Annotated in this window: 16 protein-coding genes, 1 tRNA gene and 1 pseudogene; 4 read left to right on the top strand and 14 right to left on the bottom strand. The window is 71.7% G+C overall.

Annotated features, from left to right (window positions below; translation table 11 throughout):
• Positions 1-14: 14 nt before the first annotated feature.
• From DXK32_RS27445 to DXK32_RS27430, 4 genes are read right to left on the bottom strand one after another with little or no spacing between them, the layout of a single operon-like run.
• Positions 15-935, bottom strand: a complete 921-nt coding sequence (locus DXK32_RS27445; protein ID WP_114861410.1) for a DMT family transporter — start codon at positions 933-935, stop codon at positions 15-17.
• Positions 916-1,605 carry a GTP cyclohydrolase I gene (gene folE, locus DXK32_RS27440; RefSeq protein WP_162801371.1) on the bottom strand — a complete coding sequence of 230 codons (690 nt, stop codon included), beginning with the start codon at positions 1,603-1,605 and terminating at the stop codon, positions 916-918. The genes DXK32_RS27445 and folE overlap by 20 nt, the downstream gene beginning before the upstream one ends.
• Positions 1,606-1,662: 57 nt before the next feature.
• Positions 1,663-3,174: a sensor histidine kinase gene (locus tag DXK32_RS27435; RefSeq protein WP_162801370.1), complete on the bottom strand. Its 1,512-nt coding sequence runs from the start codon at positions 3,172-3,174 to the stop codon at positions 1,663-1,665.
• Between the two features lie 11 nt (positions 3,175-3,185).
• Complete coding sequence (locus DXK32_RS27430) at positions 3,186-3,656, bottom strand: molybdopterin-dependent oxidoreductase (RefSeq protein ID WP_247877372.1); 471 nt, start codon at positions 3,654-3,656, stop codon at positions 3,186-3,188.
• A 204-nt stretch (positions 3,657-3,860) separates the two neighbouring features.
• Between DXK32_RS27430 and DXK32_RS33265 the strand changes: the two are divergent.
• Positions 3,861-4,349 (top strand): annotated as a pseudogene (locus DXK32_RS33265) (2-amino-4-hydroxy-6-hydroxymethyldihydropteridine diphosphokinase); the annotation flags it as partial.
• Positions 4,350-4,451: 102 nt separating this feature from the next.
• On the opposite strand, the gene DXK32_RS27420 reads toward DXK32_RS33265, so the two are convergent.
• Positions 4,452-5,180: an SDR family oxidoreductase gene (locus DXK32_RS27420; RefSeq protein WP_114861405.1), complete on the bottom strand. Its 729-nt coding sequence runs from the start codon at positions 5,178-5,180 to the stop codon at positions 4,452-4,454.
• A 45-nt stretch (positions 5,181-5,225) separates the two neighbouring features.
• Positions 5,226-5,302, bottom strand: a tRNA-Arg gene (locus tag DXK32_RS27415).
• Between the two features lie 205 nt (positions 5,303-5,507).
• Between DXK32_RS27415 and DXK32_RS27410 the strand changes: the two genes are divergently transcribed.
• Complete coding sequence (locus DXK32_RS27410; RefSeq protein ID WP_162801368.1) at positions 5,508-7,175, top strand: hydrogenase maturation nickel metallochaperone HypA; 1,668 nt, start codon at positions 5,508-5,510, stop codon at positions 7,173-7,175.
• Positions 7,176-7,200: 25 nt separating this feature from the next.
• Here the strand turns inward: DXK32_RS27410 and DXK32_RS27405 are convergent, their stop codons facing one another.
• The 7 genes from DXK32_RS27405 to DXK32_RS27375 form a co-directional block, all read right to left on the bottom strand.
• Entirely contained in the window at positions 7,201-8,511 is a 1,311-nt protein-coding gene (locus DXK32_RS27405) for a bifunctional folylpolyglutamate synthase/dihydrofolate synthase (RefSeq protein WP_114861403.1), read from the bottom strand.
• A 7-nt stretch (positions 8,512-8,518) separates the two neighbouring features.
• On the bottom strand, positions 8,519-9,499 hold the full coding sequence (accD, locus tag DXK32_RS27400) for an acetyl-CoA carboxylase, carboxyltransferase subunit beta (protein WP_114861402.1): 981 nt from the start codon (positions 9,497-9,499) through the stop codon (positions 8,519-8,521).
• Entirely contained in the window at positions 9,496-10,005 is a 510-nt protein-coding gene (locus tag DXK32_RS27395) for a hypothetical protein (RefSeq protein ID WP_162801367.1), read from the bottom strand. Before DXK32_RS27395 ends, accD begins: the two co-directional genes overlap by 4 nt.
• Positions 9,960-10,427: a hypothetical protein gene (locus tag DXK32_RS27390; RefSeq protein WP_162801366.1), complete on the bottom strand. Its 468-nt coding sequence runs from the start codon at positions 10,425-10,427 to the stop codon at positions 9,960-9,962. Before DXK32_RS27390 ends, DXK32_RS27395 begins: the two co-directional genes overlap by 46 nt.
• A gap of 30 nt (positions 10,428-10,457) precedes the next feature.
• The gene (gene trpA, locus DXK32_RS27385) at positions 10,458-11,306 is read right to left on the bottom strand and encodes a tryptophan synthase subunit alpha (RefSeq protein WP_114861399.1); all 849 of its coding nucleotides are present in this window, start codon (positions 11,304-11,306) and stop codon (positions 10,458-10,460) included.
• Positions 11,303-12,520, bottom strand: coding sequence for a tryptophan synthase subunit beta (gene trpB, locus DXK32_RS27380; RefSeq protein ID WP_109069235.1), 1,218 nt, complete (start codon positions 12,518-12,520; stop codon positions 11,303-11,305). Before trpB ends, trpA begins: the two co-directional genes overlap by 4 nt.
• A gap of 207 nt (positions 12,521-12,727) precedes the next feature.
• The gene (locus DXK32_RS27375; RefSeq protein WP_205215841.1) at positions 12,728-13,771 is read right to left on the bottom strand and encodes an amino acid ABC transporter substrate-binding protein; all 1,044 of its coding nucleotides are present in this window, start codon (positions 13,769-13,771) and stop codon (positions 12,728-12,730) included.
• Between the two features lie 219 nt (positions 13,772-13,990).
• Here DXK32_RS27375 and DXK32_RS27370 point away from each other — a divergent pair, with 219 nt between their 5' ends.
• Both DXK32_RS27370 and DXK32_RS27365 read left to right on the top strand, forming a co-directional pair.
• Entirely contained in the window at positions 13,991-17,638 is a 3,648-nt protein-coding gene (locus tag DXK32_RS27370) for an ATP-binding protein (protein WP_114861397.1), read from the top strand.
• 87 nt (positions 17,639-17,725) lie between these two features.
• Positions 17,726-20,128: a PAS-domain containing protein gene (locus DXK32_RS27365; protein WP_114861396.1), complete on the top strand. Its 2,403-nt coding sequence runs from the start codon at positions 17,726-17,728 to the stop codon at positions 20,126-20,128.
• Positions 20,129-20,137: 9 nt separating this feature from the next.
• On the opposite strand, the gene DXK32_RS27360 is transcribed toward DXK32_RS27365, so the two are convergent.
• Complete coding sequence (locus tag DXK32_RS27360) at positions 20,138-21,499, bottom strand: NAD(P)/FAD-dependent oxidoreductase (RefSeq protein WP_114861395.1); 1,362 nt, start codon at positions 21,497-21,499, stop codon at positions 20,138-20,140.
• Positions 21,500-21,647: the final 148 nt, after the last annotated feature.

Below are 21,647 nucleotides of genomic sequence, written 5' to 3'. Positions count from 1 at the left end.
GAACCGGCGGGGCGTCAGTTCGGCCGCCGCGCGCCGGCCCACAGCGTGCCCAGCCCGGCCGCAGCGATCAAAGCCCCGCCCAGCAGCACCGCCGACGACGGGCTCTCGCCCCACCACAGGAAGCCGATGGCCGCCGAGGCGGCGATCCCCAGATAGTCGATGGGCGCCAACACCGCCGCCGGCGCCCGGCGGAAGGCGGCGGCGTTCAGCAGGATGGCCGCCCCCGCGGCGACGCCCAGCAGCAGGAAGGCCGGCAGGTCGGCCACCTCCGGCATCCGGAAACCGGTCAGCAGGGCCGCCGGGGCGGTCAGCAGGCACCCGGCCAGCACGAAGACCAGCGCGGTGGCCGCCGGCCCGTCGGCCTGGGCCGTCCGCCGGGTCGCCAGGATGCAGACCGCGTTCAGGAAGGCCATGGCGAGCATGGCGAGGCTCCACGGCTCCAGCCGCGTCGGCGGGGCGATCAGGAAGACCCCACCCATCCCCAGCGCCACGCAGACGGCGGAGGCCGCCCCCACCCGCTCCCCGAGGGCTTGGCCGGACAGCAGCACCACGAACAGCGGGGCCGCGTAGGACAGGGCGACCAGATCGGCGAAAGGCAGATGCTGGGTCGCCGCGTAGAAGATCAGCGCCGCCCCGACGCCGCTCAGCGCCCGCACCGCGTGACCGCCGGGCCGGGTGACGGACAGGGCGCGCCGCCCGGCCATCGCGACGGCCGCCGGGGCGACCACCGCCAGCGACAGCAGGAAGCGCAGGAACAGCACCTCCGCCGCGCCGTAGCGGGCGCCCAGTTCGCGGGCCAGCGCCCCGGCGGTCAGCACCAGGGCGAGCGACGCCGCCATCAGCAGCGCCGCCCCCGCGATGCCGGGTTGCCACCCCGCGCCCGTCCGGATGGTCCGGGCGGGCAGGACGGTGCGCTCAGCGGGCGGACCGCTCAAGCGTCGCGCACTCCGTCAGGAACTCCTCGCGCAGCACGCGCGACTCCAGCAGCTCGCCGTGGAAGGAGCTGTTGACCATGCGGCTGTCATGGCCGGCGCGCACGCCGCGGTGGGTCTTGCACATGTGCACGGCGCTGATCCGCACGGCCAGCCCGCGGGGCCGCGTGGCCTCCACGATGAAGTTGGCGATCTGCTTGACCAGCTCCTCCTGGATCTGGAAGCGGGCGGCGAAATGGTCGACGATCCGGTCGTACTTGGACAGGCCCAGGATGTTGCCGCCCTTGGCCGGCAGGATGCCGATGAAGGCCGTGCCGTAGATCGGCATCAGATGGTGCGCGCAGGTGGAGCGCACGGCGATCGGGCCGGTGACGATCAGATGGTCGAACTCCTCGGCGTTCCGGAACTCGGTCAGCTCGGGCGGCGCCGTGAAGCGGCCCTTCAGAAGCTCGCGCACCAGCATCTTGGCGACGCGACGCGGCGTGTCGCGGGTGTTGTGGTCGTTGCGGTGGTCGATCCGCAGCACGTCGAGCAGTTCTTCGACCTTCCGCGCCGCGGCGTCGATCATGGCAGCCTCGCCCGCGGCGTCCAGCGGCGTGTCGAGCGCCTCGTTCGACCGGCGCGCCTCCATCGCCTCCTGCACGAGGGCGAGAACATTTGCCTGCACCGTCATAAAACCCGATCCCTTCTTTTTTCTTCCCACATCCGGCGAGACTGACGCCGGCATCTCTCAAACTTGGCTGGCCGGCTCCGGACGCGTCATCGGCCCGCCGACCCGTTCCGCCGGGAAATGGAGGGACGCCCGAAGGCCGGTCCCCGCCTCGCCTTCCAGCAGCAGCCGGCCGCCATGCGCCTCCATCAGGCTCTTCACGATGCTGAGCCCCAGCCCCGACCCCTGGAAACGGCGGGTCGCGCCGTCCTCCGCCTGATAGAACGGCTGGGCGGCCTTTTCAATCTGCTCGGGCGTCATGCCGATGCCCTGGTCCTGCACGGCGATGACGAAACCGCCCTGCGGGTCCAGCCACGCCTGAACCTCGATCGCCGACGGGGCGCTGCTGAACTTCACCGCGTTGGACAGGAGGTTGAGCAGCATCTGCCGCACCGCCCGCTCGTCGGCCTGAAGCACCGGCCACACCGCCCCCGCCGCCGTCCGGATCGTCCGGCCGCGCCCGGCCTGGGTGCCCAGCACCGTGGCGATGGCGGTGCCGACCACCTTGCGCGGGTCCACGGATTCGAAGGTCAGGGTGGCATGGCCCGATTCCATCTGGGCCACCGTCAGGATGTCGATGACCAGACTGAGCATGTGCCGGGCGCTGCCCAGGATGTAGCCCGCATACTGGGCGTGTTCCCGGCGGGTGCCCTCCTTCGCGTTTCCGGGCGCGCTTCCGGGCGCACCTCCGTCGTCGCGGATCAGTTCCGAGAAGCCGATGATCGCGTTCAGCGGGGTGCGCAGCTCGTGGCTCATGGTCGCCAGGAAGCGCGTCTTGGCCTGGCTGGCCTCCTCCGCCTGGGCGATGGCCGTCTGCAGGGCGCCGGCCATCGCCTCCATCCGGTCGTGCGCGCGCCGGATGGTCCGGTTCTGGATCAGCAGCACGGTGATGAACAGGACGCCGCAGACCGCCAGACCGGCGGCCAGCATGGAGAACAGCCCATGCAGATAGAGCAGATGGTCGTGCCCCTCGTCCACCAGCTCCCCGCCGAACTGGGAGGCGACGGAGGCGAAGGCGTTCAGTTCGCGGTCGACCGGCTCCAGCACCGCCAGGGCGGCCAGCGCCTTGTCCGCCGGCGGCAGCGGCCCGGCCAGGATCGTGCCGACGCTGTCCAGCGCCTGCTCCAGCCGCGCCACCGTGCGGCGATGCTGCGGGTAGCGGTCCATGAAGAGGGAGGCCTGCCCCCGCCCCAGCACGGCGATGCGGTTGCGCACGATGTCCAGGCGGAGCTGCACCTCCTCCGCATCGACCTTGGCGCCCGGAAGCGCGCTGGCCAGGATGCGCTGCTCCAGCCGCGTCACCTCGCCCACCGTCTGGCCGGCGGCCCAGGCGAAGTTGTAGGGGGCGGCCCCGCGCAGCGCCTCGCCGTAATTCACCACCAGCAGGGACAGATAGGCGGCGGCCAGACCGAATGCGCCGGTCAGGATGGCCAGCCAGAGACCCAGACGGCGCGCACGGTCCCCCGACGCCCAGCCCAACAGGCGGGACAGCCGCGTGCTCCCGTTCGGCGCGGTCTCGGTCGGCAAACTCACGGAGGGTGCCTTCACTTCACGGTCAACCGGGCGACCTGCCAGACCGAGCGTGCGAAATACTTCTGCCGGTTGGCTTCCGGATCATGGTCGAAATCATAGACGATGAACAGCGGCCCCTTGTCGCTGACCGGCATATAGGCCCCGTCGCGCTTCAGCGCCAGGATCACCTTGCGGTTGCGCACGTCGTCCATGGGGATTTCGCCGGTGTAGTCGTTCAGCGCCGTCGCGGTCAGCGTCTCGCCGCGGGCCTCCAAACGCTCCATCAGGCGGGCCAGCGGCACGCCCTCGAAGGTCGCCTTTTCCTTGTACCAGGGGGTGGCTGTGGTGAAGGACACCATGCCCAGCCCCTCCAGCATGGGACGGTCGAAGACCGCCGTGCCGTCGCGGTTCGTCACGCCGATCTGGCCCGCCACGACCAGGATCGGCTTCTCCGTCGGCGTCGGCAGCGTCTCGGCGCTGGCCGTTCCGGTAAGTACAAACAACGCCAGGACGACAAAACGGCAAAGAATTCCATTCACCATATCGGCTAACCGTCGGCAATTCGGCCATGCAACCTTTATCATGATTGCTTTCCACGAAGGCTCCAACGAAAATTCTGCGAAAATCATCCTCTCAATTTTCACACGCGGAAAGGTGTAGCAAAATTCGTTCATTTTTCTCTCCAATCATGATCCGTCGTTAATGATATGGAGGCCCCATTTCCTCCGGCATTTCACATCTCTTCAGCGCGCCTTTCTCCGACGCACATCCCGACCGACGGAACGCCCATGGACGCCCTCAGTCCGATTCTCCCCGCCTCGCTGCCGCCGAGCGGCTACGTCCTGGGAATTGGAACGAATCTGGACCCGGACCGGAACGCGGCGCGGATCGCCGCCCATCTGGCCGATGCCTTCGGCGGCGTGCTGCTCAGCCGCTTCTACCGCACCGCCCCGGTCGGCATGGCGAGCGCCCACGCCTTCGTCAATTACTGCGCCTATGTGCCGAGCGCGCTGGACCCCGCCTGCTGCAAGGGACTGTGCGTGGGGATCGAACTGGCGCTGGGCCGCGACCGCGACCATCCCGGCTGCAAGACGCGCGACCGCCCCGCCGACATCGACCTGATCGGGCGGGTCGGCCGCTCGTTCCCGGCGGACCGCCTGACGGCCCTGCGCCCGGACGCCTATCTGGCCGTCCCCTTCGCGGAGATCGCCGCGCTGCTCACCGGGCGCCCCATCCCGCCGCCGCGGGGCGAGCTGTGCGCCGCCGCCGTGCCGGGCTGCCGCAACGGCTCGCCCCGGCTAGGCGAGGCGCCGGCCACCGTCCACCGCGACGATGGCGCCGGTCTGATAGTGGTTGTGCAGGATGGCCTCGACCGCCATGCCGATGGCCTCCACCCCGCCTTCCTCGCCGAGCAGGGTCTCTGACAGCACACGCGCCCGCGCCTCGGGTCCGTGCCATTCCTTGAACAGGATCGGACCCGGCTGCACGACGTTGACCTTCACCTTGGGGGCCAGCCGCTTGGCGAAGGACAGCGCGAGGTTCTGCAGCGCGGCCTTGCTGGCGCAATAGGCGTCGAAGACCGGGTTGGGGTTGTCGGCGTAGATGTCGGTGATGTGGACGATGTCGGCCCGGCGCGCCGAGCAGGCGCCCAGCAGCGGCGCCAGATCGCGGTTCAGCGCGAAGGGGGCGCGGACATGCACGGCGTGGAAGAGGTCGAGCTGCCGCAGCGCGTCCACGGTGTCCGTCGCCGTCACCGCGAAGGCGGAGGCGTTGTGGATCACCGCCCGCAGGCTGCCCGCAGCACCGCGCACCGCTTCGGCCAGCCGCGGCCCGCCGTCCGGATCGGCGAGATCGCCCGGCAGGCACAGCGCCCCGGCGGCGCGCAGCCGCTCCAGATCCTCGGTGGGGGTCCGGTAATGGGCGATGACGGGATGCCCCAGCGCCATCATCCGCTCGGCCAGATGCAGCCCGACGCGGCGGCCCGCGCCGGTGACCAGAACGGCGTCCTGCAACAGGGCGGTGGTCATGCGAGGGACCTTCGGCAGATGGCCGAACCGGGCGCGGAAGTGAGGTGGTGACCCCGGCTGGACTCGAACCAGCTGCCTACGGTTTAGGAAACCGTCGCTCTATCCAGATGAGCTACGGGGCCACGGCGCTGAACATAGCGGCTCCGCCGCGACTTGCCAACCATCCGTCTGGGGCCCGTCTGGGGCCCGTGTGGGGCCCGTCTCGGGCCCGTTCCGGGCATCCCGTTGGAGCGGCCGACGGAAAAGGTCACCGCAGGCACCGGCCCGGAGCGCGGCATGGCCGGCGAATCCGCTGGGCTTGGGCCCGCCGCTGCGTATACTGCGCCCATGGCACGCATGCTTTACCTGCGCGACATCGAAGTCGATGTGCACGTCCGTTGCCGCGCCTGCGGCCATGAGGGCGTGCTGCCGCGCGCGGACATGAACCGGCGCTTCGGCCCCAACTACCCCGTCCTGTCCATCGCCCCCCATTACCGCTGTTCGCGCTGCAACTCCCGCGACACCGAAAGCCGCCCGGCGCCCACGCCCTTCGCCACGCCCGTGACGGCGACGCCCATGGCGGAGGACGCGCCGTCCTTCGCCGGACCGCTGGCCGCCCTGCAGGGCCTGCTCGACGCGGTGCGGACCCGCGGCGACGCGATGGACGGGCCGGACGCGGAGGACGCCGCGCCGGTCCTGCGTCCCCCCGCTTCCGCCCCCGCCGCCCTGGATTTGGATTTGGATCCGGATTTGGACCTGGAACTGGAACGCCTGGTCGCGGATGGCGGTGCCGCCCCCGAGTCGGGCCGGCGCCCACTGTGGGAACCGGTGTCGCTCGCCGACCTCGCCGGCCACGACGAGGGCGAGGATGACGGGGGCGAGGACGAGGACGACGAGGACTGGAACCCGCGCCGCTGGACCCTTCGGGACCAGGAGGCGGACGAGGAGGACGGCGAGGACGGCGAAGTGGATCGGGTCGAGGCCGAGGCCCCCCCGCCCGCTCCGCCCGCCCGGACGGCCCCTCCGGCGGCCCGGGACGAGCCGGACGACGAGGCCTCCCGCTCCTTCGACCGCACCATCGCCGCGCTGCGCAGCATCCTGGACGGCCGCGGCGACGGCGCCCGCGCGGAGGAGGCCGCGACGACGCCCGCCACGCCGCCGGCCTTTTCGATCCGGGACGCCATCGGAGCTTCGCAAGCCGACGATCCGGAGGAGTCCGAGCCCGACCCCGATGAGGACGGCGCGGAGCCGTCCAACGACGACATCCTGGGCTTCGCCATCCGCGATCCGGACAAGGCTCCGCCCCCCTGGGAGCGCGACCGCAGCCCTGCGCCCGCCGGCGGCGAACCGCTGGACCGCACCATCGCCGCCCTGCGCAGCATGGTCCAGAAGGCCGCCGCCGACCGTGACGGGGAGGATGACGACGGGGACGACGACGACCGCGTGGTGACTCCCCTGTTCGGCCGCTCGCGCAAGCCGGCCGATGATGTCGATGCCTATGCCGAGGCCGATGACGGTCCGGAGGACGACGAGGCGGAGGACCGGCAAGCCGACGCCGAGGCCGTCTGGAGCCGCGGCGGCCTCGACGATGATGCGGACAGGGACGACGCAGCGCAGGACGACGGCGCTCCGGTGCTGCGCAAGTCCACCCAGGAACAGGAGATGGAAGACGCCCTGCGCGCCCTGCGTGCCCTCGTCGAGGCGGAAAGCGATCTGGACGACCCGCCCCGTCCGGCCTGGAAAGCCGAGGCGCCCGCCCGCCCCGACGCGGACGCCCTGCCCGGCTTCAAGCCGCTGCCGCGCCGCGCGCCGGAAGGCGACGAGGACGACGAGCCCCTGGACCTCGTCGAGCCGACCCCGGTGATCGAACCGGAAAAGCCCAAGCCCGGCGCCGGAAAGCGGGCCGAAGCCAGCGAGTCCGCGAAGAAGGCCGCCAAGGACGACTCGGGGACGCTCGGCAAGACCCTCGCCGCGCTGCGCAACATGCTGGAGTTGGACGGCAAGCAGGGGCGCTGAGGCCCCGCTTGCCCGCCCCTTTGGTTCAGCCGTTTTTCGCCAGGACCGTGCCCGCCAGATAGAGCGAGCCGCAGATCAGCACGCGGGCCGGTCCCTCGATCCGCCCCGTCAGATCCGCCAGGGCGCTGCCCACGTCCGCCGCCGCCGCGCTGTCGGCGATGCCGCAGGCGCGGGTGGCCGCGGCGGTGTCCTCGGCGGTCAGCGACGCCTCCTCGCCGGGAATGGCGACGGTGCGGGCGGCGGCGACGAAGGGCGCCAGAGGCCCCAGGAACTCGCGCGGCTCCTTGCTCGCCAGCATGCCGTAGACCAGCAGCAGCGGCCGTTGCGGCTCCTCCTCCGCCCAGCGCGCGGCCTGGATGGCCAGCACCTCGCCCGCCGAGTCGTTGTGGCCGCCGTCCAGCCACAGGTCCCAGCCGGCGGGCAGGCCGTCGACCAGCGGGCCGCGGGTCAGCCGTTGCAGACGGGCGGGCCACTCCACGGCGGCGAGGCCGCGGCGCACCGCCGCGTCGTCCACCGCCTCGGCCACCACGGCCGGCAGATGGTCCAGGCAGGCCAGCGCCACCCCGGCGTTGACGATCTGGTGCGCCCCGGCCAGCCCCGGCAGCGGCAGCTCGATGCGGCGGCGGTCGCTTTCGAAGCGGAAGCCGCCCTCGGTCGGGGTGACCGACCAGCCGGCAACCGGCGCGCCCACCGCCTCGGCCCGGATGGCCAGGGTGCGGGCGGCCTCCTCCGCGGGCTGCGGGAAGATCACCGCGGGGACGCCCGGCTTGAAGATGCCGGCCTTCTCGCCCGCGATGGCCTCCAGCGTGTCGCCGAGGAACTGGCGGTGGTCGTAGGAGATGCGCGTGATCGCGGTGACCGCCGGGCGGTCCACCACGTTGGTGGCGTCCAGCCGCCCGCCCAGCCCGGTTTCCAGAAGCACCACGTCCGCCGGCTCCCGCGCGAAGGCGAGCAGGGCGGCGACCGTCGTCACCTCGAAGAAGGTGATCGGCCCGCCGCCGTTGGCGGCCTCGCACTCCTCCAGCAAAGCGGCCAGCCGGTCGTCGTCGATCAGCGTGCCGGCCAGCCGGATGCGCTCGTGGAAGCGCACGAGGTGCGGCGAGGTGTAGACATGCACCCGCAGCCCGGCGGCCTCCAGCATCGCCCGCAGGAAGGCGAGCGTGGAGCCCTTGCCGTTGGTGCCCGCCACATGGACCACCGGCGGCAGGCGCCGCTCCGGATGGCCCAGCGCGGCAAGCAGCCGGTGCACGCGGTCCAGCGACAGGTCGATGACCTTGGGGTGCAGCCCCTTCAGCCGGTCGAGAACCGGATCGGCGAGCGACTCAGCGAGCGGCATGGCGGGATCAGGCCGGCTGCTCGGAGCCGGTCCTCTCGGCGCCCGCCTGGGCCGGCGTCTCGTCGGCGGCCTCGGCCTGGCCGCGCGTCTCCTCCGCCGGGACGGCCGCGACCGGCAGCGCTTCCGGCGCCACGGCCAGGACCGGCTGCATCAGCAGGGTCAGGACGCGCGACAGGGTCGGGCGCAGGTCGCGGCGATGGACGACCATGTCCACCATGCCGTGCTCCTGGAGATACTCGGAGCGCTGGAAGCCCTCCGGCAGGGTCTCGCGGATCGTGCTCTCGATCACGCGGGCGCCGGCGAAGCCGATCTGCGCGCCCTTCTCGGCGATGTGGATGTCGCCGATCATCGCGAAGGAGGCGGTGACGCCGCCGGTCGTCGGGTCGGTCAGCACCACGATGTAGGGCAGGCCGGCTTCCTTGACCATCTCCACCGCGATGGTGGTGCGCGGCATCTGCATCAGCGACAGGATGCCTTCCTGCATGCGCGCGCCGCCCGAGGCCGGGACGACGATCAGCGCCGCCTTCTGGGCGATGGCGGTGCGGGCGGCGGCCAGGATGCCCTCGCCCACCGCGATGCCCATCGAACCGCCCATGAAGCCGAAGTCGAAGGCCGCGACGACCGCCGGCTGCCCGCCGATCAGGCCGGAGCCGACGACGATGGCGTCATGCCGGCCCGTCTTGGTCTGTGCCTCCTTCAGGCGGTCGGTGTAGCGCTTCTGGTCGCGGAACTTCAGCGGATCGACCACCGACTTCGGCAGCTCGACCGACTGGTAGTCGCCCTCGTCGAACATCGAGGCCAGCCGCTTGATCGGGTCCAGCCGCATGTGGAAGCCGCAATGCTGGCAGACGTTGAGGTTCTCCTCCAGATCGCGGTGGAAGAGCATCGCCTCGCAGCTCGGGCACTTGTGCCAGAGGTTGTCGGGAACCTCCTTGCGGGCATAGAGGGCGCGGATCTTGGGGCGGACGTAGTTGGTAAGCCAGTTCATGTTACGCCTTTCAACTGCACGGCGATCCGCTCGATGTCCTTGGCGATGTCCGCCACATCCAGCGATTCGGTCAGCAGGTCACCATGAGCGATCTTGTTGCGGGTGTCGTAAAGCTCTTTGATGCGGTTGTAAACCGTCCCGCCCTTCCGGGTCAGAAGCGCCACCCGGTCCATGAAGTGGATGTTCCGGACATCCCTCTGCCCCAGGATTTCCCAGGCCCGCCGCTCCATCCAGTCGTCACCGGATCGCCGGTGGCGGATCAGCGCACCGCACAGCTCGTTGATCTCGGTTTCGAGCTGGGAAAACAAAAGGGCGAAATAGGCTTGGCTGCTGATGCGGGACCACAACTCGACATCACCCAACCTCGGCGCTCCATCCTCACCGAAGAACGCCTCCAGAAAACGGCGGTCCAGATCCGCCGCCGCCGCCCGGTAAGCCGAGAGCACATTGTCAAAGTGCCTCACCGGTCCTCTCCGAGGAGAGCGAGGAGGCGTTCCCGGTTCCACGGAACGCCTCCCTGACGCCAGTGGTCGGCGTCCCAGTAGTGCCATTCGAGGGTTTCTGAGGCGCCCTCCTTGGCCAGAAGGGTTTCCCAACGACGATCACCGATGCCCACCCGGACGCGGCCATGGGTGGACATCACCCAACGCGCGTCGGGACGGAACAGAAGCACGCGCTTGCCGTCCCGCTGGACCTGGAGGATCGGAATTTCGTAGGCCGGGAGGCCGAGTGCACGCAGCATCGGCTCATGCACCGGCACCACCCAGGAGCGGTCGGCATCGTAGCCCCGGTCCTTGGGAAGCCAGTCGGCAACGTCCCGGTACAGGGCATCCACCCGCCGCTTCCAATCGGCGACCTCGGCCAGCGCCTCCTCACGGGTCGGCAATGGCGTGGGGTCCGGCTGTTCGTCAACGCTCAGGAATGCCATGGCACATCTCCGGGACGTCACCCGCCCACTTTACACCGATCCACGCGCGCCGCGCACGCCGCCGGCCAGTTCCCGGACGAAGCCCAGCACATCCTCGGCCAGGCCCGGGCGGGCCTTGCCGTCCGCGTCCAGCCCGCCGGCCAGCCGCGTGACGATGGCCGAGCCGACCACCGCCGCGTCGGCGATGCGGGCAACATCGGCCGCCTGCTCCGGCGTCTTGATGCCGAAGCCGACCGCCACCGGCAGGTCGGTGTGGCGCTTCAGACGCTCCACCGCGGCGCCCACCGCGGCGTTGTCGGCGCTGGCCGCACCGGTGATGCCGGCGATCGACACGTAGTAGACGAAGCCCGAGGTGTTCTGGAGAACCGCCGGCAGGCGCTTGTCGTCGGTGGTCGGCGTCGCCAGACGGATGAAGTTCACCCCGGCCTTCAGCGCCGGGATGCACAGCTCCTCGTCCTCTTCGGGCGGCAGGTCGACGACGATCAGCCCGTCCACTCCGGCCGCGATGGCGTCGGCCAGGAAACGGTCCACCCCATAGGCGTGGATCGGGTTGTAATAGCCCATCAGGATCACCGGCGTGTCGGCGTCCGTTTCGCGGAAGCCGCGCACGAGGTCCAGCGTCTTGCGCGCCGTCGTCCCGGCGTGCAGCGCGCGCAGGCTGGCCGCCTGGATCGCCGGGCCGTCGGCCATCGGGTCGGAGAAGGGCAGCCCCAGCTCGATCAGGTCGGCGCCGGCGGCGGGCAGGCCGTGCAGGACGGCGCGGCAGGTCTCCAGGTCCGGGTCGCCCGCGGTGATGAAGGTGACGAGGCCGGCGCGGCCCTCCGCCTTCAGCGCGGCGAACCGCCGGGCGATGCGGCCATTGTCAACAGCGACACTCACAGCTTCACTCCCAGATGCTGGGCGACGGAGAAGATGTCCTTGTCGCCGCGGCCCGACAGGCAGAGCACCATCAGGTGGTCCTTGGGCAGTTTCGGGGCGCGCTTCACGATCTCCGCCAGCGCGTGCGCCGATTCCAGCGCGGGGATGATGCCCTCGGTGCGGGCGCAGAGCTGGAAGGCGTCCAGCGTCTCCTGGTCGGTGGCCGAGACATACTCGACGCGCCCGATGTCGTGCAGCCAGGAATGCTCCGGCCCGACGCCCGGATAATCGAGGCCGGCGGAGATGGAATGGCCCTCCAGGATCTGCCCGTCCTCGTCCTGGAGCAGGTAGGTGCGGTTGCCGTGCAGCACGCCGGGGCGCCCGCCGGTGATCGAGGCGGCGTGGGCCAGCGGCCCCTTGTCGATGCCGTGGCCGGCGGCCTCGACCGCGACCATCTGCACCGACGGATCGTCGAGGAAGGGATGGAACAGGCCGATGGCGTTGGAGCCGCCGCCGACGCAGGCGACGAGGCTGTCCGGAAGACGGCCCTCCAGCTCCTGCATCTGCACGCGCACCTCGTCGCCGATCACCGACTGGAAGTCGCGGACCATGGCGGGGTACGGGTGCGGGCCGGCGGCGGTGCCGATCAGGTAGTAGGTGTCGGCGACGTTGGTGACCCAGTCGCGCAGCGCCTCGTTCATCGCGTCCTTCAGCGTCCGCGCGCCGGAGGTCACCGGAACCACCTCGGCCCCGAGCAGCTTCATGCGGAAGACGTTGGGCTGCTGGCGGGCGATGTCGGTTTCGCCCATGTAGATGACGCAGGGCATGTCGAACAGCGCGCAGACCGTGGCGGTCGCGACACCGTGCTGGCCGGCGCCCGTCTCGGCGATGATCCGCTTCTTGCCCATGCGGCGGGCGAGCAGGATCTGGCCGATGCAGTTGTTGATCTTGTGCGCGCCGGTGTGGTTCAGCTCCTCGCGCTTGAAGTAGATCTTCGCGCCGCCGAGCTTCTCCGTCAGGCGTTCGGCGTAGTAGAGCGGGTTCGGGCGGCCGACATATTGCTTGAGATGCTCGCGGATCGCGCCCTCGAAGGCGGGATCGGCCCGGGCCTCGCGGTAGGCTTTCTCAACCTCAAGGATCAGGGGCATCAGCGTCTCGGCGACGAAGCGTCCGCCATAGATGCCGAAATGCCCGCGCTCGTCGGGACCGGAACGGTAGGTGTTGGGTCTGGTCATGGCCTGGGAAACTGCCTGAAGGGGCCGCGCGGCGCCCGGAAGGCGCCACCATAGCGGCGGATCGCCCGGATTTGAAGCGTTCGCCGAACCTTTCGCCGAACATGCCCACAAGATGGGAGAAGCCGGCGCGAAGGCAATGATGAAGGCAATGATGCGTCGCGGCATGACAGGGCGCGGCCGCCCGCCCCCACGCGCCCTTGCCGCCGCTCACCCCCCCAGCGGCGGGGCGTAATGCAGGCCGCCGTTCATCCACAGCCCGTTCATCCCGCGCTCGATGCCCAGCGGCGAGGCGGCGCCCAGATGGCGGTCGAAGATCTCGCCGTAGTTCCCGACCTGGGTGACCACACGGAAGGCCCAGTCGTCATCCAGCCCCAGCCCCCAGCCGACCCCGGCGGCGGCCCCGAGAAAGCGGCGCACCTCCGGGTCCTCCGCCGCTTCCCTCAAATGGGCGGCGTTGGCGGCGGTGATGCCCTTCTCCTCGGCCAGGACGGTGGCCAGAAACACCCAGCGCACGATGTCGAACCACCGCCGCTCGTCCGGACGGACCATCGGCCCCAGCGGCTCCTTGGAGATCGCCTCCGGCAGGATGACATAGTCCTCGCGCTCGGGGGCCTTCAGCAGCCGCTGGGCGTGCAGGCCGATGCGGTCGCTGGTGTAGAGGTCGCAGTGATGGTTGAAGAAGGCCGACAGCGCCCCCTCGGTCGAGCGCACCGGCTTCAGACGGAAGCGCACGCCGGTGCGGGCCATCCAGTCCTCCAGGTTGCGCAGGCTGGTGGTCTGCTCGATCACGCAGACCGAGGCGCCGGCCGGCAGATCGGACAGGCGGACGATGCCCTGGGCGCGGTGCGCGATGAATCCCTGGCCGTCGAACAGGTAGACCACCGGGAAATCCACCCCGAAGGTGGCGTCGCGCTGCAGGGTCCAGGTCGTCCCCTCCATCACCACGTCGACCTCGCCGTTGCGCAGGATGGCGAAGCGGTTCTCGGAATTGGTCTCGACGAACTCCACCCGGTCGGCGCCGCCGGCGACGGCGGCGGCCAGCGCCCGGCACATGTCCACGAAGAAGCCGCGCCAGTGGCCGCTGTCGTCCACCGCCGCCAGACCGGCCCCGCTGGACGAGACGCCGCAGCGCAGCAGCCCGCGGTCCCGCACGTCCTCCATGGTTTCGGCCCGCGGGGCGCCGGATGGCACGGACACCGCCGCCGCCAGGACCACGGCGACCACCGCGGCGCGCAGGAAAGACCGGACCAAGCCCATCGACCATCCCTCTTTGCCGCCGACCTTTGCCGCCGGGGGATCAGCTTTGGTCCGGCAACCGGCGCGGGTCAAGCCTGCCGGGCTCTCCCTGCGCGGCGCTCCCTTGCCCGGCGGTCCGGCGCGCAGCGTGCGATTGCGGGGCGGGGGTGTGAATTGCGCCCGGCCGATTGCCCGTGTTATCTCAAGCGGACGACAAGACATCGAGGCACGGGCATGCGGCTTCCCCGGCTGGGCGTGGCGTTTCGCATCCTGGCGGGGCTGACCGTGATCGCCGGCCTGACCGCCGCCACCGGCGTGGTGGCCGTGTCCCTGTTCGGCCGCTTCCACCAGGGGTTCGAGCAGATCGCCACGGCCAAGGTGCCGGGCCTGGTCAACGCCTCGCAACTCGCCCAGCAGAGCGGCACGCTGGCCGCCAACGCCCCGGCGCTGGTCGCGGTGCAGAGCCAGTCGGTGCGCGAATCGGTGATGGCCCGGCTGAGCGACCAGATCGCTCTGTTGGAAGACCTGATGACCCGGCTGCGCGAGCGCGGCGCCGACGTGGCCGACGTGGCCGAGCTGCAGCGCCGCAAGAACGAGCTGGTCGCCAACCTGATGACCCTGAACACCCAGGTGGAGCGCCAGCTCGCCGCCGCCGCGGAGACGGGCGGGCTGGTCGGCCGCCTGATCCAGCTCGCCGAGCGCGTCCGCGACACCGAGGGCGCGCTGCGGGACAAGACCGCCGCCCCCCGGACCCTGGAGGAGTGGGAGGAGGCCCGGGGCGTCGAACGGCGGGTCGACCTGTGGACGGCGGAGGCGCAGCACGCCATCCTGCTGATGCTCGCCGCCTCCCGCGCCGACCACGAGGCGCGGGTGGACCGGCTGCGGCAGGACTACCGCGCCGCGATGGACCGCGCGGCGGAGGCGGTGTCCGGCCTGCCTCCGGGTCCCGCCTTCGACCTGGAACCGCTGTACCGGGAACTGGAGACGTTGGGACTGGGTGAGCACAACCTGTTCACCAGCCGCCTGACGGAGATCGGGCTGGCCCGCGCCATCAAGGGCTCGATCACCCGCAACCAGAACGTCTCCGACCGGCTGGTCGGCGCGGTGTCCGACCATTTCCTGGCCATCGAGCAGGACATCGCCGCACGCTCCGGCGAGTTCGAGCGGGTGATCCGCGACGGCAACCACGCCATCCTGGCGATGGCCGCGGTCTCGATCCTGGGCGCCCTCGGCATCTTCCTCTACATCCACCGCAACGTGGTGCGGCGTCTGCGCGGGCTGCAGACGGCCATGGCCGCGTCGGCCGCCGGTCGGTCCGTCGCCATCCCCACCCACGGGCAGGACGAGATCGCCGACATGGCGCGCGCCCTGCATTATTTCGTCGCCACCATCCGCTCGCGCGAGCACGCCCTGTCGGACAGCGAGCGCCGGCTGCGCGCGATCCTGGAGCAGAGCCCGGTCGGCGTGTCGATCGGGCGGCCCGACGGCTCCGTCGCCTTCGCCAACGCCCGCGCGGCGGAGCTGGCCGGCCTGCCGCCGGACGCCTTCGTCGGGCGCCGCCACGCGCTGGCCCTGCCCGGCGCCACCCTGCAGGGGCGCGCCCTGCCGCAGGACGGCGCCGGGCTGGTCGCCCGCGACGTCGAGGTGGCGGTGGACCGGCCCGACGGCAGCCGCGTCTGGGCGCTCCAGACGCTGCAGCGCACCGAGTTCGAGGGAGAACCGGCGATCCTCGCCTGGAGCTACGACATCACCGGCCGCAAGCGCGCCGAAGAGGATCTGCGCCACGCCAAGGACCAGGCGGAGGTCGCCGCCCGCTCCAAGTCGGAATTCCTGGCGACCATGAGCCACGAGATCCGCACCCCGATGAACGGCGTGCTGGGCATGCTGGAGCTGATCGCCCTGACCCCGCTGGACGCGGAGCAGACCGAGCTGGTCACCACCGTGCGCGACAGCGCGACGGCGCTGCTGCGGATCATCGACGACATCCTCGACCTGTCCAAGATCGAGGCCGGCAAGCTCGACCTCGACGAGATGGACCTCGACCCGCGCGAGCTGGTGGAGGGGGTGGCGGAGCTGCTGGCCCCGCAGGCCCACCACAAGGCGCTGCTTCTCGTCTGCGACCTCGACCGCAAGGTGCCCACGGCGGTGCGCGGCGACCCCGGACGGCTGCGCCAGATCCTGTTCAACCTGACGGGCAACGCCATCAAGTTCACCGACACCGGCCGGGTCGTTCTGCGCACCCGGCTGGAGCCCTCCGCCGCCGGATCGGACCGGCTGAGGCTGCGCTTCTCGGTGGAGGACACCGGCATCGGCATCAGCAGCGCCGGTCAGGCCCGCCTGTTCCAGCCCTTCAGCCAGGCCGACAGCTCGACCACACGCCGCTTCGGCGGCACCGGGCTGGGGCTGGCCATCTGCGCCCGTCTGGTGGAGATGATGGGCGGGCGCATCGGGGTGGAGTCGGCGCCGGGCTGCGGCGCCACCTTCTGGTTCACGGTCGATCTGGCGCCGGGGGACCCGCGCATGGTCCCCGGCGACGACACCGACCTGTCCGGCCTGTCGATCATCGTGGCCGAGCCCGACCCGGTTCAGCGCTCCGTCCTGATCCGTGCGCTGGAGGACAAGCGCGCCGCCGTCGCCGACGCCACCACGGCGGACGAGGCGGTGGAGCTGCTGACGATGGCCGACGCCGACCTGCTGGTCCTCGCCGACGGCCTGCTGGAGCACCATCCCGACGACGCGCCCGGCGCGCCCAACCCGCGGCTGTCCGCTCCGGCGGTGCTCGCCCGCATCGCCGCCGCCGGGGTCCGTCCGCCGCCCACGCTGCATCTGGTGGATGGGCGGGAGCAGGCCAGCGACTGCCCGCCGGACCCCGGTGAGAGCGGCGCGCCGTCCACGGCGCACCCGCCGCGCCACGACCATCTCGGCCGCCCGATCCGCCGCGACGCGCTGTTCCGCCGTCTGGCCGCCCTGGCCGGGCGCGCCGTTCCCCCGGAACGCTCCGCCGACGCCCCGCCTCCCAAGGCGGACGGCGGCCCGGCCGCGCTCGACATGGCCGCGCTCGACATGGCCGCCCTCGACATGGCGGCCGGGAACGATGCCGCGGCCCCACCGACGATCCTGGTGGCGGAGGACCACCCGACGAATCAGCAGGTGATCCTGCGCCAGCTCCGCCAGCTCGGCTTCGAGGCCGACCTGACCGGCGACGGGCTGGAAGCGCTGACCGCCTGGCGGGCGCGGCCCTACCGCCTGCTGATCACCGATTGCCACATGCCGCGCATGGACGGCTACGAGCTGTCGCGCCAGATCCGCAGCGCCGAGTCGGCGCCCGGTTCCCGCCCGCGCACCGCCATCATCGCCATGACCGCCAACGCCCTGGCGGGGGAAATGGAACGCTGCACCGCCGCGGGCATGGACGACTACATCGCCAAGCCGGTGACGCTGCGCCAGCTCGCCGCCGCCCTGAACCGCGCCTTCGGCGAGGGCAGCGCCGCGGCTCCCGACGAGCCGCCCGCGGCGGAGGACGCCGGGGCGGCGGACCGGGCGCTGGACCTCGACCATGTCCGCACCACCTTCGGCGCGCTCGACGGGATGGCGCTGGACATGCTGGACTTCTTCCTGGAGACCACCCGCCCGCTGCTGGACGAGGCCGCCGCCGCCCTGGAGCGCAACGACCTGGAGGCCCTGCGCGGCGCGGCCCACACGCTGGCCGGCGCGGCGCGCACGGCGGGGGCCGTGTGGCTGGGCCGCAGCGCGTCGGCCCTGGAGCTCGCCGCCCACCGCGGCGATCCGGACGAGGCGGGGCAGGCCCTGGCGGCGGTGCGCACCGCCTATCCGGCGGTGGAAACGGCGATTCGCGCCCTGCGGATCGGGGAAGCGGTGTAGTCGGGAGAAAGGGCCGCACCACCCCGAAAGTGGCACCACCGCCGGCCCGCCTTGCTCCGCCGGGAGGCGTGGACTAGTCTCACCCGCGTGAGCGTCCTGACCCGATCATACGCCTATGCGGCGCTGGGGCTGGCGGTGGGAGTCGGCCTGATGGCCGGACCCTCCGGCTCGCCCGCCATGCTGGGCTTCGCCGGCGTCCTCGGCGCCGCCGGCTTCGGCGGGCTGTTCTGGACCGGCAAGGAGCGCCGCCGCAGCGACCGGCTGGCGGCCGACGTGGCGCGCCTGGAGGCTTTGCTGGCCGCCTCCCCCCACCCCTGGTGCGCCTGGGACGCCGACGGCGGCGGCAGCGCGGCGCCGGGCTGCGCCAGGCTGCTCGGCGCGGCGCCGGGCCAGGACATCGCGAACGCCTTCACCGACACCGACGCCCCCCGGGTCGCCGAGGCCGTCCGCCGCCTGCGCGCCGCGGGCGAGGGCTTCCGGATCGAGGCGACGACCCGCGGCGGACGGCGCCTGCTGCTGAACGGGCGGCGGGCGGGCGAGCCGTCCGCCGGGACCGGCGCCTCCAGATCTCAGGGCGGGCATCAGGACGTCGTCTGGCTGGAGGACGTCACCGAGCGCAGCGCCGAGCGCGAGGGGCTAACCCAGGGACGGAGCGACGCCGAATCGGCGCTGGCCGAGCTGCGCGCGGCGGTGGACGCCCTGCCGCTGCCGGTGTGGCTGCGCGGCGCCGGGCAGACCCTGTCCTGGTGCAACCGCGCCTACGCCCGCGCCGTGGATTCGTCCGACCCCGCCGCCGTCCCGGAGAGCGGCAAGGAACTCGCCTCGGACGGCGCCGGCCGCGCCCTGGCGCAGCGGGCGCTGCACAGCGGGGTCGCCCAGTCGGAACGGGTCTCCGCCGTCATCGGCGCCGAGCGCCGCCTGCTGGATGTCACCGAGGCCCCCCTGCCCGCCCCCGACGGCGGCGGCACGCTGGTCGTCGGCTACGCGCTGGACGTCACGGCGGTGGAGGAGATGCGCGGCGAGCTGAGCCGCCACCTCGCCGCCCACGGCGAGGTGCTGGAACGGCTGGGCGCGGCCATCGCCATCTTCGGCGCCGACACGCGGCTGACCTTCTTCAACCAGGCCTACGCCCGGCTGTGGGACCTGGAGGAATCCTGGCTGCGCAGCCAGCCCACCCACGGCGAGATCCTGGAGGAGCTGCGCACCCGCCGCCGCCTGCCCGAATACGCCGACTACCAGAGCTACAAGCGCGAGCGGCTGAGCCGCTACACCCGCCTGCTGGAGCCGGTCGAGGAGCTGATGCACCTGCCGGACGGCACGACGCTGCGCAGCCTCGCCGCCCCGCACCCGCTGGGCGGGCTGATGCAGATCCTGGAGGACGTGACCAACACGCTGGCCCTGGAATCCTCCTACAACACGCTGATCGCCGTGCAGCAGGAGACGCTGGACAATCTGGCCGAGGGCATCGCGGTGTTCGGCGGCGACGGCCGGCTGAAGCTGTCCAACCCGGCCTTCGCGCGGGTCTGGGACCTCGACGACGAGGATCTGCTGGGCGAGCCGCACATCTCCGCCCTGTTCGAGCGGATGCGGCCCTTCCTGGAGAACGGCGGCGACTGGGACAGCCTGAAGGACGAGATGATCGGCGCGACGCTGGAACGCGCCGTGCGCTCGGGCCGGCTGGAGCGGGCGGACGGGTCGGTGGTGGAGTTCTCCACCCTGCCGCTGCCCGACGGGGCGGTGCTGAACAGCTATCTCGACGTCACCGACAGCGCCCGGCTGGAGCAGGCGCTGCGCGCCTCCAACGCCGCGCTGGAGGCCGCCGACCAGCTGAAGAGCGAGTTCATCGCCAACGTCTCGCACCATCTGCGCAACCCGCTGAACGGCATCATCGGCTTCGCCGAGGTGCTGGCGAACCAGTATTTCGGGGAGCTGAACCCGCGCCAGATCGAGTATGTGAAGGGCGTGCTGAACGCCGGCGAGCGGCTGCTGGAGCTGATCGACGACGTGGTCGACATGACCAGCCTGGGCGCCGGGGTGACCACGCTGGACCGCGGCACCGTGGACGTGCCCGACCTGCTGGACACGGTGGGCGAGCTGACCCGCGAATGGGCGCGGCGCGAGGGGCTGCGGCTCGAGCTCAGCGCCCCGTCGTCGCTGGGCGAGGCGGAGGGCGACGAGCGGCGGCTGAAGCAGGCGCTGTTCACCCTGGTCGTCGGGGCCATCCGCCACCCGCCGGCGGACCGTCGCATCCTGCTGTCCGGGGAGCGGAAAGCCGACGCCCTGGTGCTGACCGTGGGCAGCGGCACCGGGCCGGGCGAGGCCGCCCCGCCCTCGCGCTACGACCGCAACGACCCGCGCGGCGCCGCGGCGCTCGGCCTGTCGCTGGTGCGCAACGTCATGGAACTGCACGGCGGACGGCTGGAGGTCGAGGAATGGCCGGGCCACGGCACCCGCTTCCGCTGCGTCCTGCCGCTCCCGCCCACCCCCTGACCTGTCCGGTCAGCCCTGGCCGCGCCGCGCGTCGCGGAATGGCTCGGCGCTCCCGCCGTGCGGCGATGTGACGGATTCCGCCGCCGCGACCGGGCGGTCGGTGGTGATGAGGCGGGCGCCGCGCTGGTAGGTGGCCCAGCGCCACAGCCACTGCATGGTGACCAGCATCCGCTTCTGGAAATTCACCAGCAGATAGACGTGGACGATCGCCCACAGCACCCAGGCGAACCAGCCCTTCAGCTTGCGCGTCCCGAAATCGAAGACGGCGGCGCTGCGCCCGACGATGGCGGTGTTGCCGCGGTTGCGGAAACGGAAGGGCTCCAGCGGCTGGCCGCGCAGCAGGTTCGCCTCCAGCCCGCCGCCGAGATGCTCGCCCTGCTGCTTGGCGACCTGGGCCAGACCGGGCAGCGGCTTGCCGTCGTCGCCGGCCAGCGCCGCCGTGTCGCCCAGCGCGTAGACGTCGGGCACGCCCGGCACCGCCATGTCGGCACCGACCGGGATGCGCCCGCTGCGATCGGTCTCCACCCCCAGCCAGGAGCCGGCGGGCGACGCCTTGACCCCGGCGCCCCACACGATGGCCCCCGCCGGGATGAAGCGCCCGCCGACCGTGGCGCCCTCCGGCGTGATGCTCTCCACCGCCTGCCCGGTCAGCACGACGACGCCCAGCTCCTCCAGCTTGCGGCGGGCGTACTGGCCGAGATCGTCGGGGAAGGTGGACAGGATGCGCGGCCCCGCCTCGACCAGCAGGACGCGGGCGGTGCGCGGATCGATGCGGCGGAAGTCGCGGGCCAGCGTGAAGCGGGCCAGTTCGGCCACCGCTCCGGCCATCTCCACACCGGTGGGGCCGCCGCCGACCACGATGGTGGTCATCAGCGCCTTCTGCCGGGCCGGGTCCTCGCACATCTCCGCCTGCTCGAAGTTCATCAGCAGCCGGGCGCGGATCCGCCGGGCGTTCTCGATGGTCTTCAGGCCGGGGGCGATCTCCGCCCAGTCGTCGTGCCCGAAATAGCTGTAGGAGGAGCCGGTGGCCAGCACCAGCCGGTCGTAGGGGACGAAGCTGCCGTCGGCCAGCTCCACCCGCTTGGCCGTACGGTCGACTCCGGTCACCTCGCCCATCACCACGTCGATGTTGGGGTGCCGGCTGACGATGCGGCGGATCGGCTCGGCGATGTCGGCGGGCGACAGCGCGGCGGTCGCCACCTGATAGAGCAGCGGCACGAACAGGTGATAGTTGTTCCGGTCGATGATGGTGACGCGGATGTTCGTCCCGCCCAGGGCCTCCGCGCAGGCCAGCCCGCCGAACCCCGCCCCGACGATCACGACATGGGGGCGGCGGTCCACGGGCGCGGGGGTGCGGTCGATCTGCGGCACGGCGGCAACCTCCGGTGACGTTGATCCTGCACCGTTAAACGCCGATGCGCCCCCGATGTTGCGGTGCGATCCGGAGTCCAACGGATGCCAGCCGTTGCCCCCACCCTTCCCATGCTGCGCATGGGCCCCTTCCCTCCCCCGCTTCGCA

The sequence above is a fragment of the Azospirillum brasilense genome, assembly GCF_003349955.1.
GTDB classification, from domain to species: Bacteria; Pseudomonadota; Alphaproteobacteria; order Azospirillales; family Azospirillaceae; genus Azospirillum; species Azospirillum brasilense_B.
This window is presented reverse-complemented; position numbering and strand designations above follow the sequence as displayed.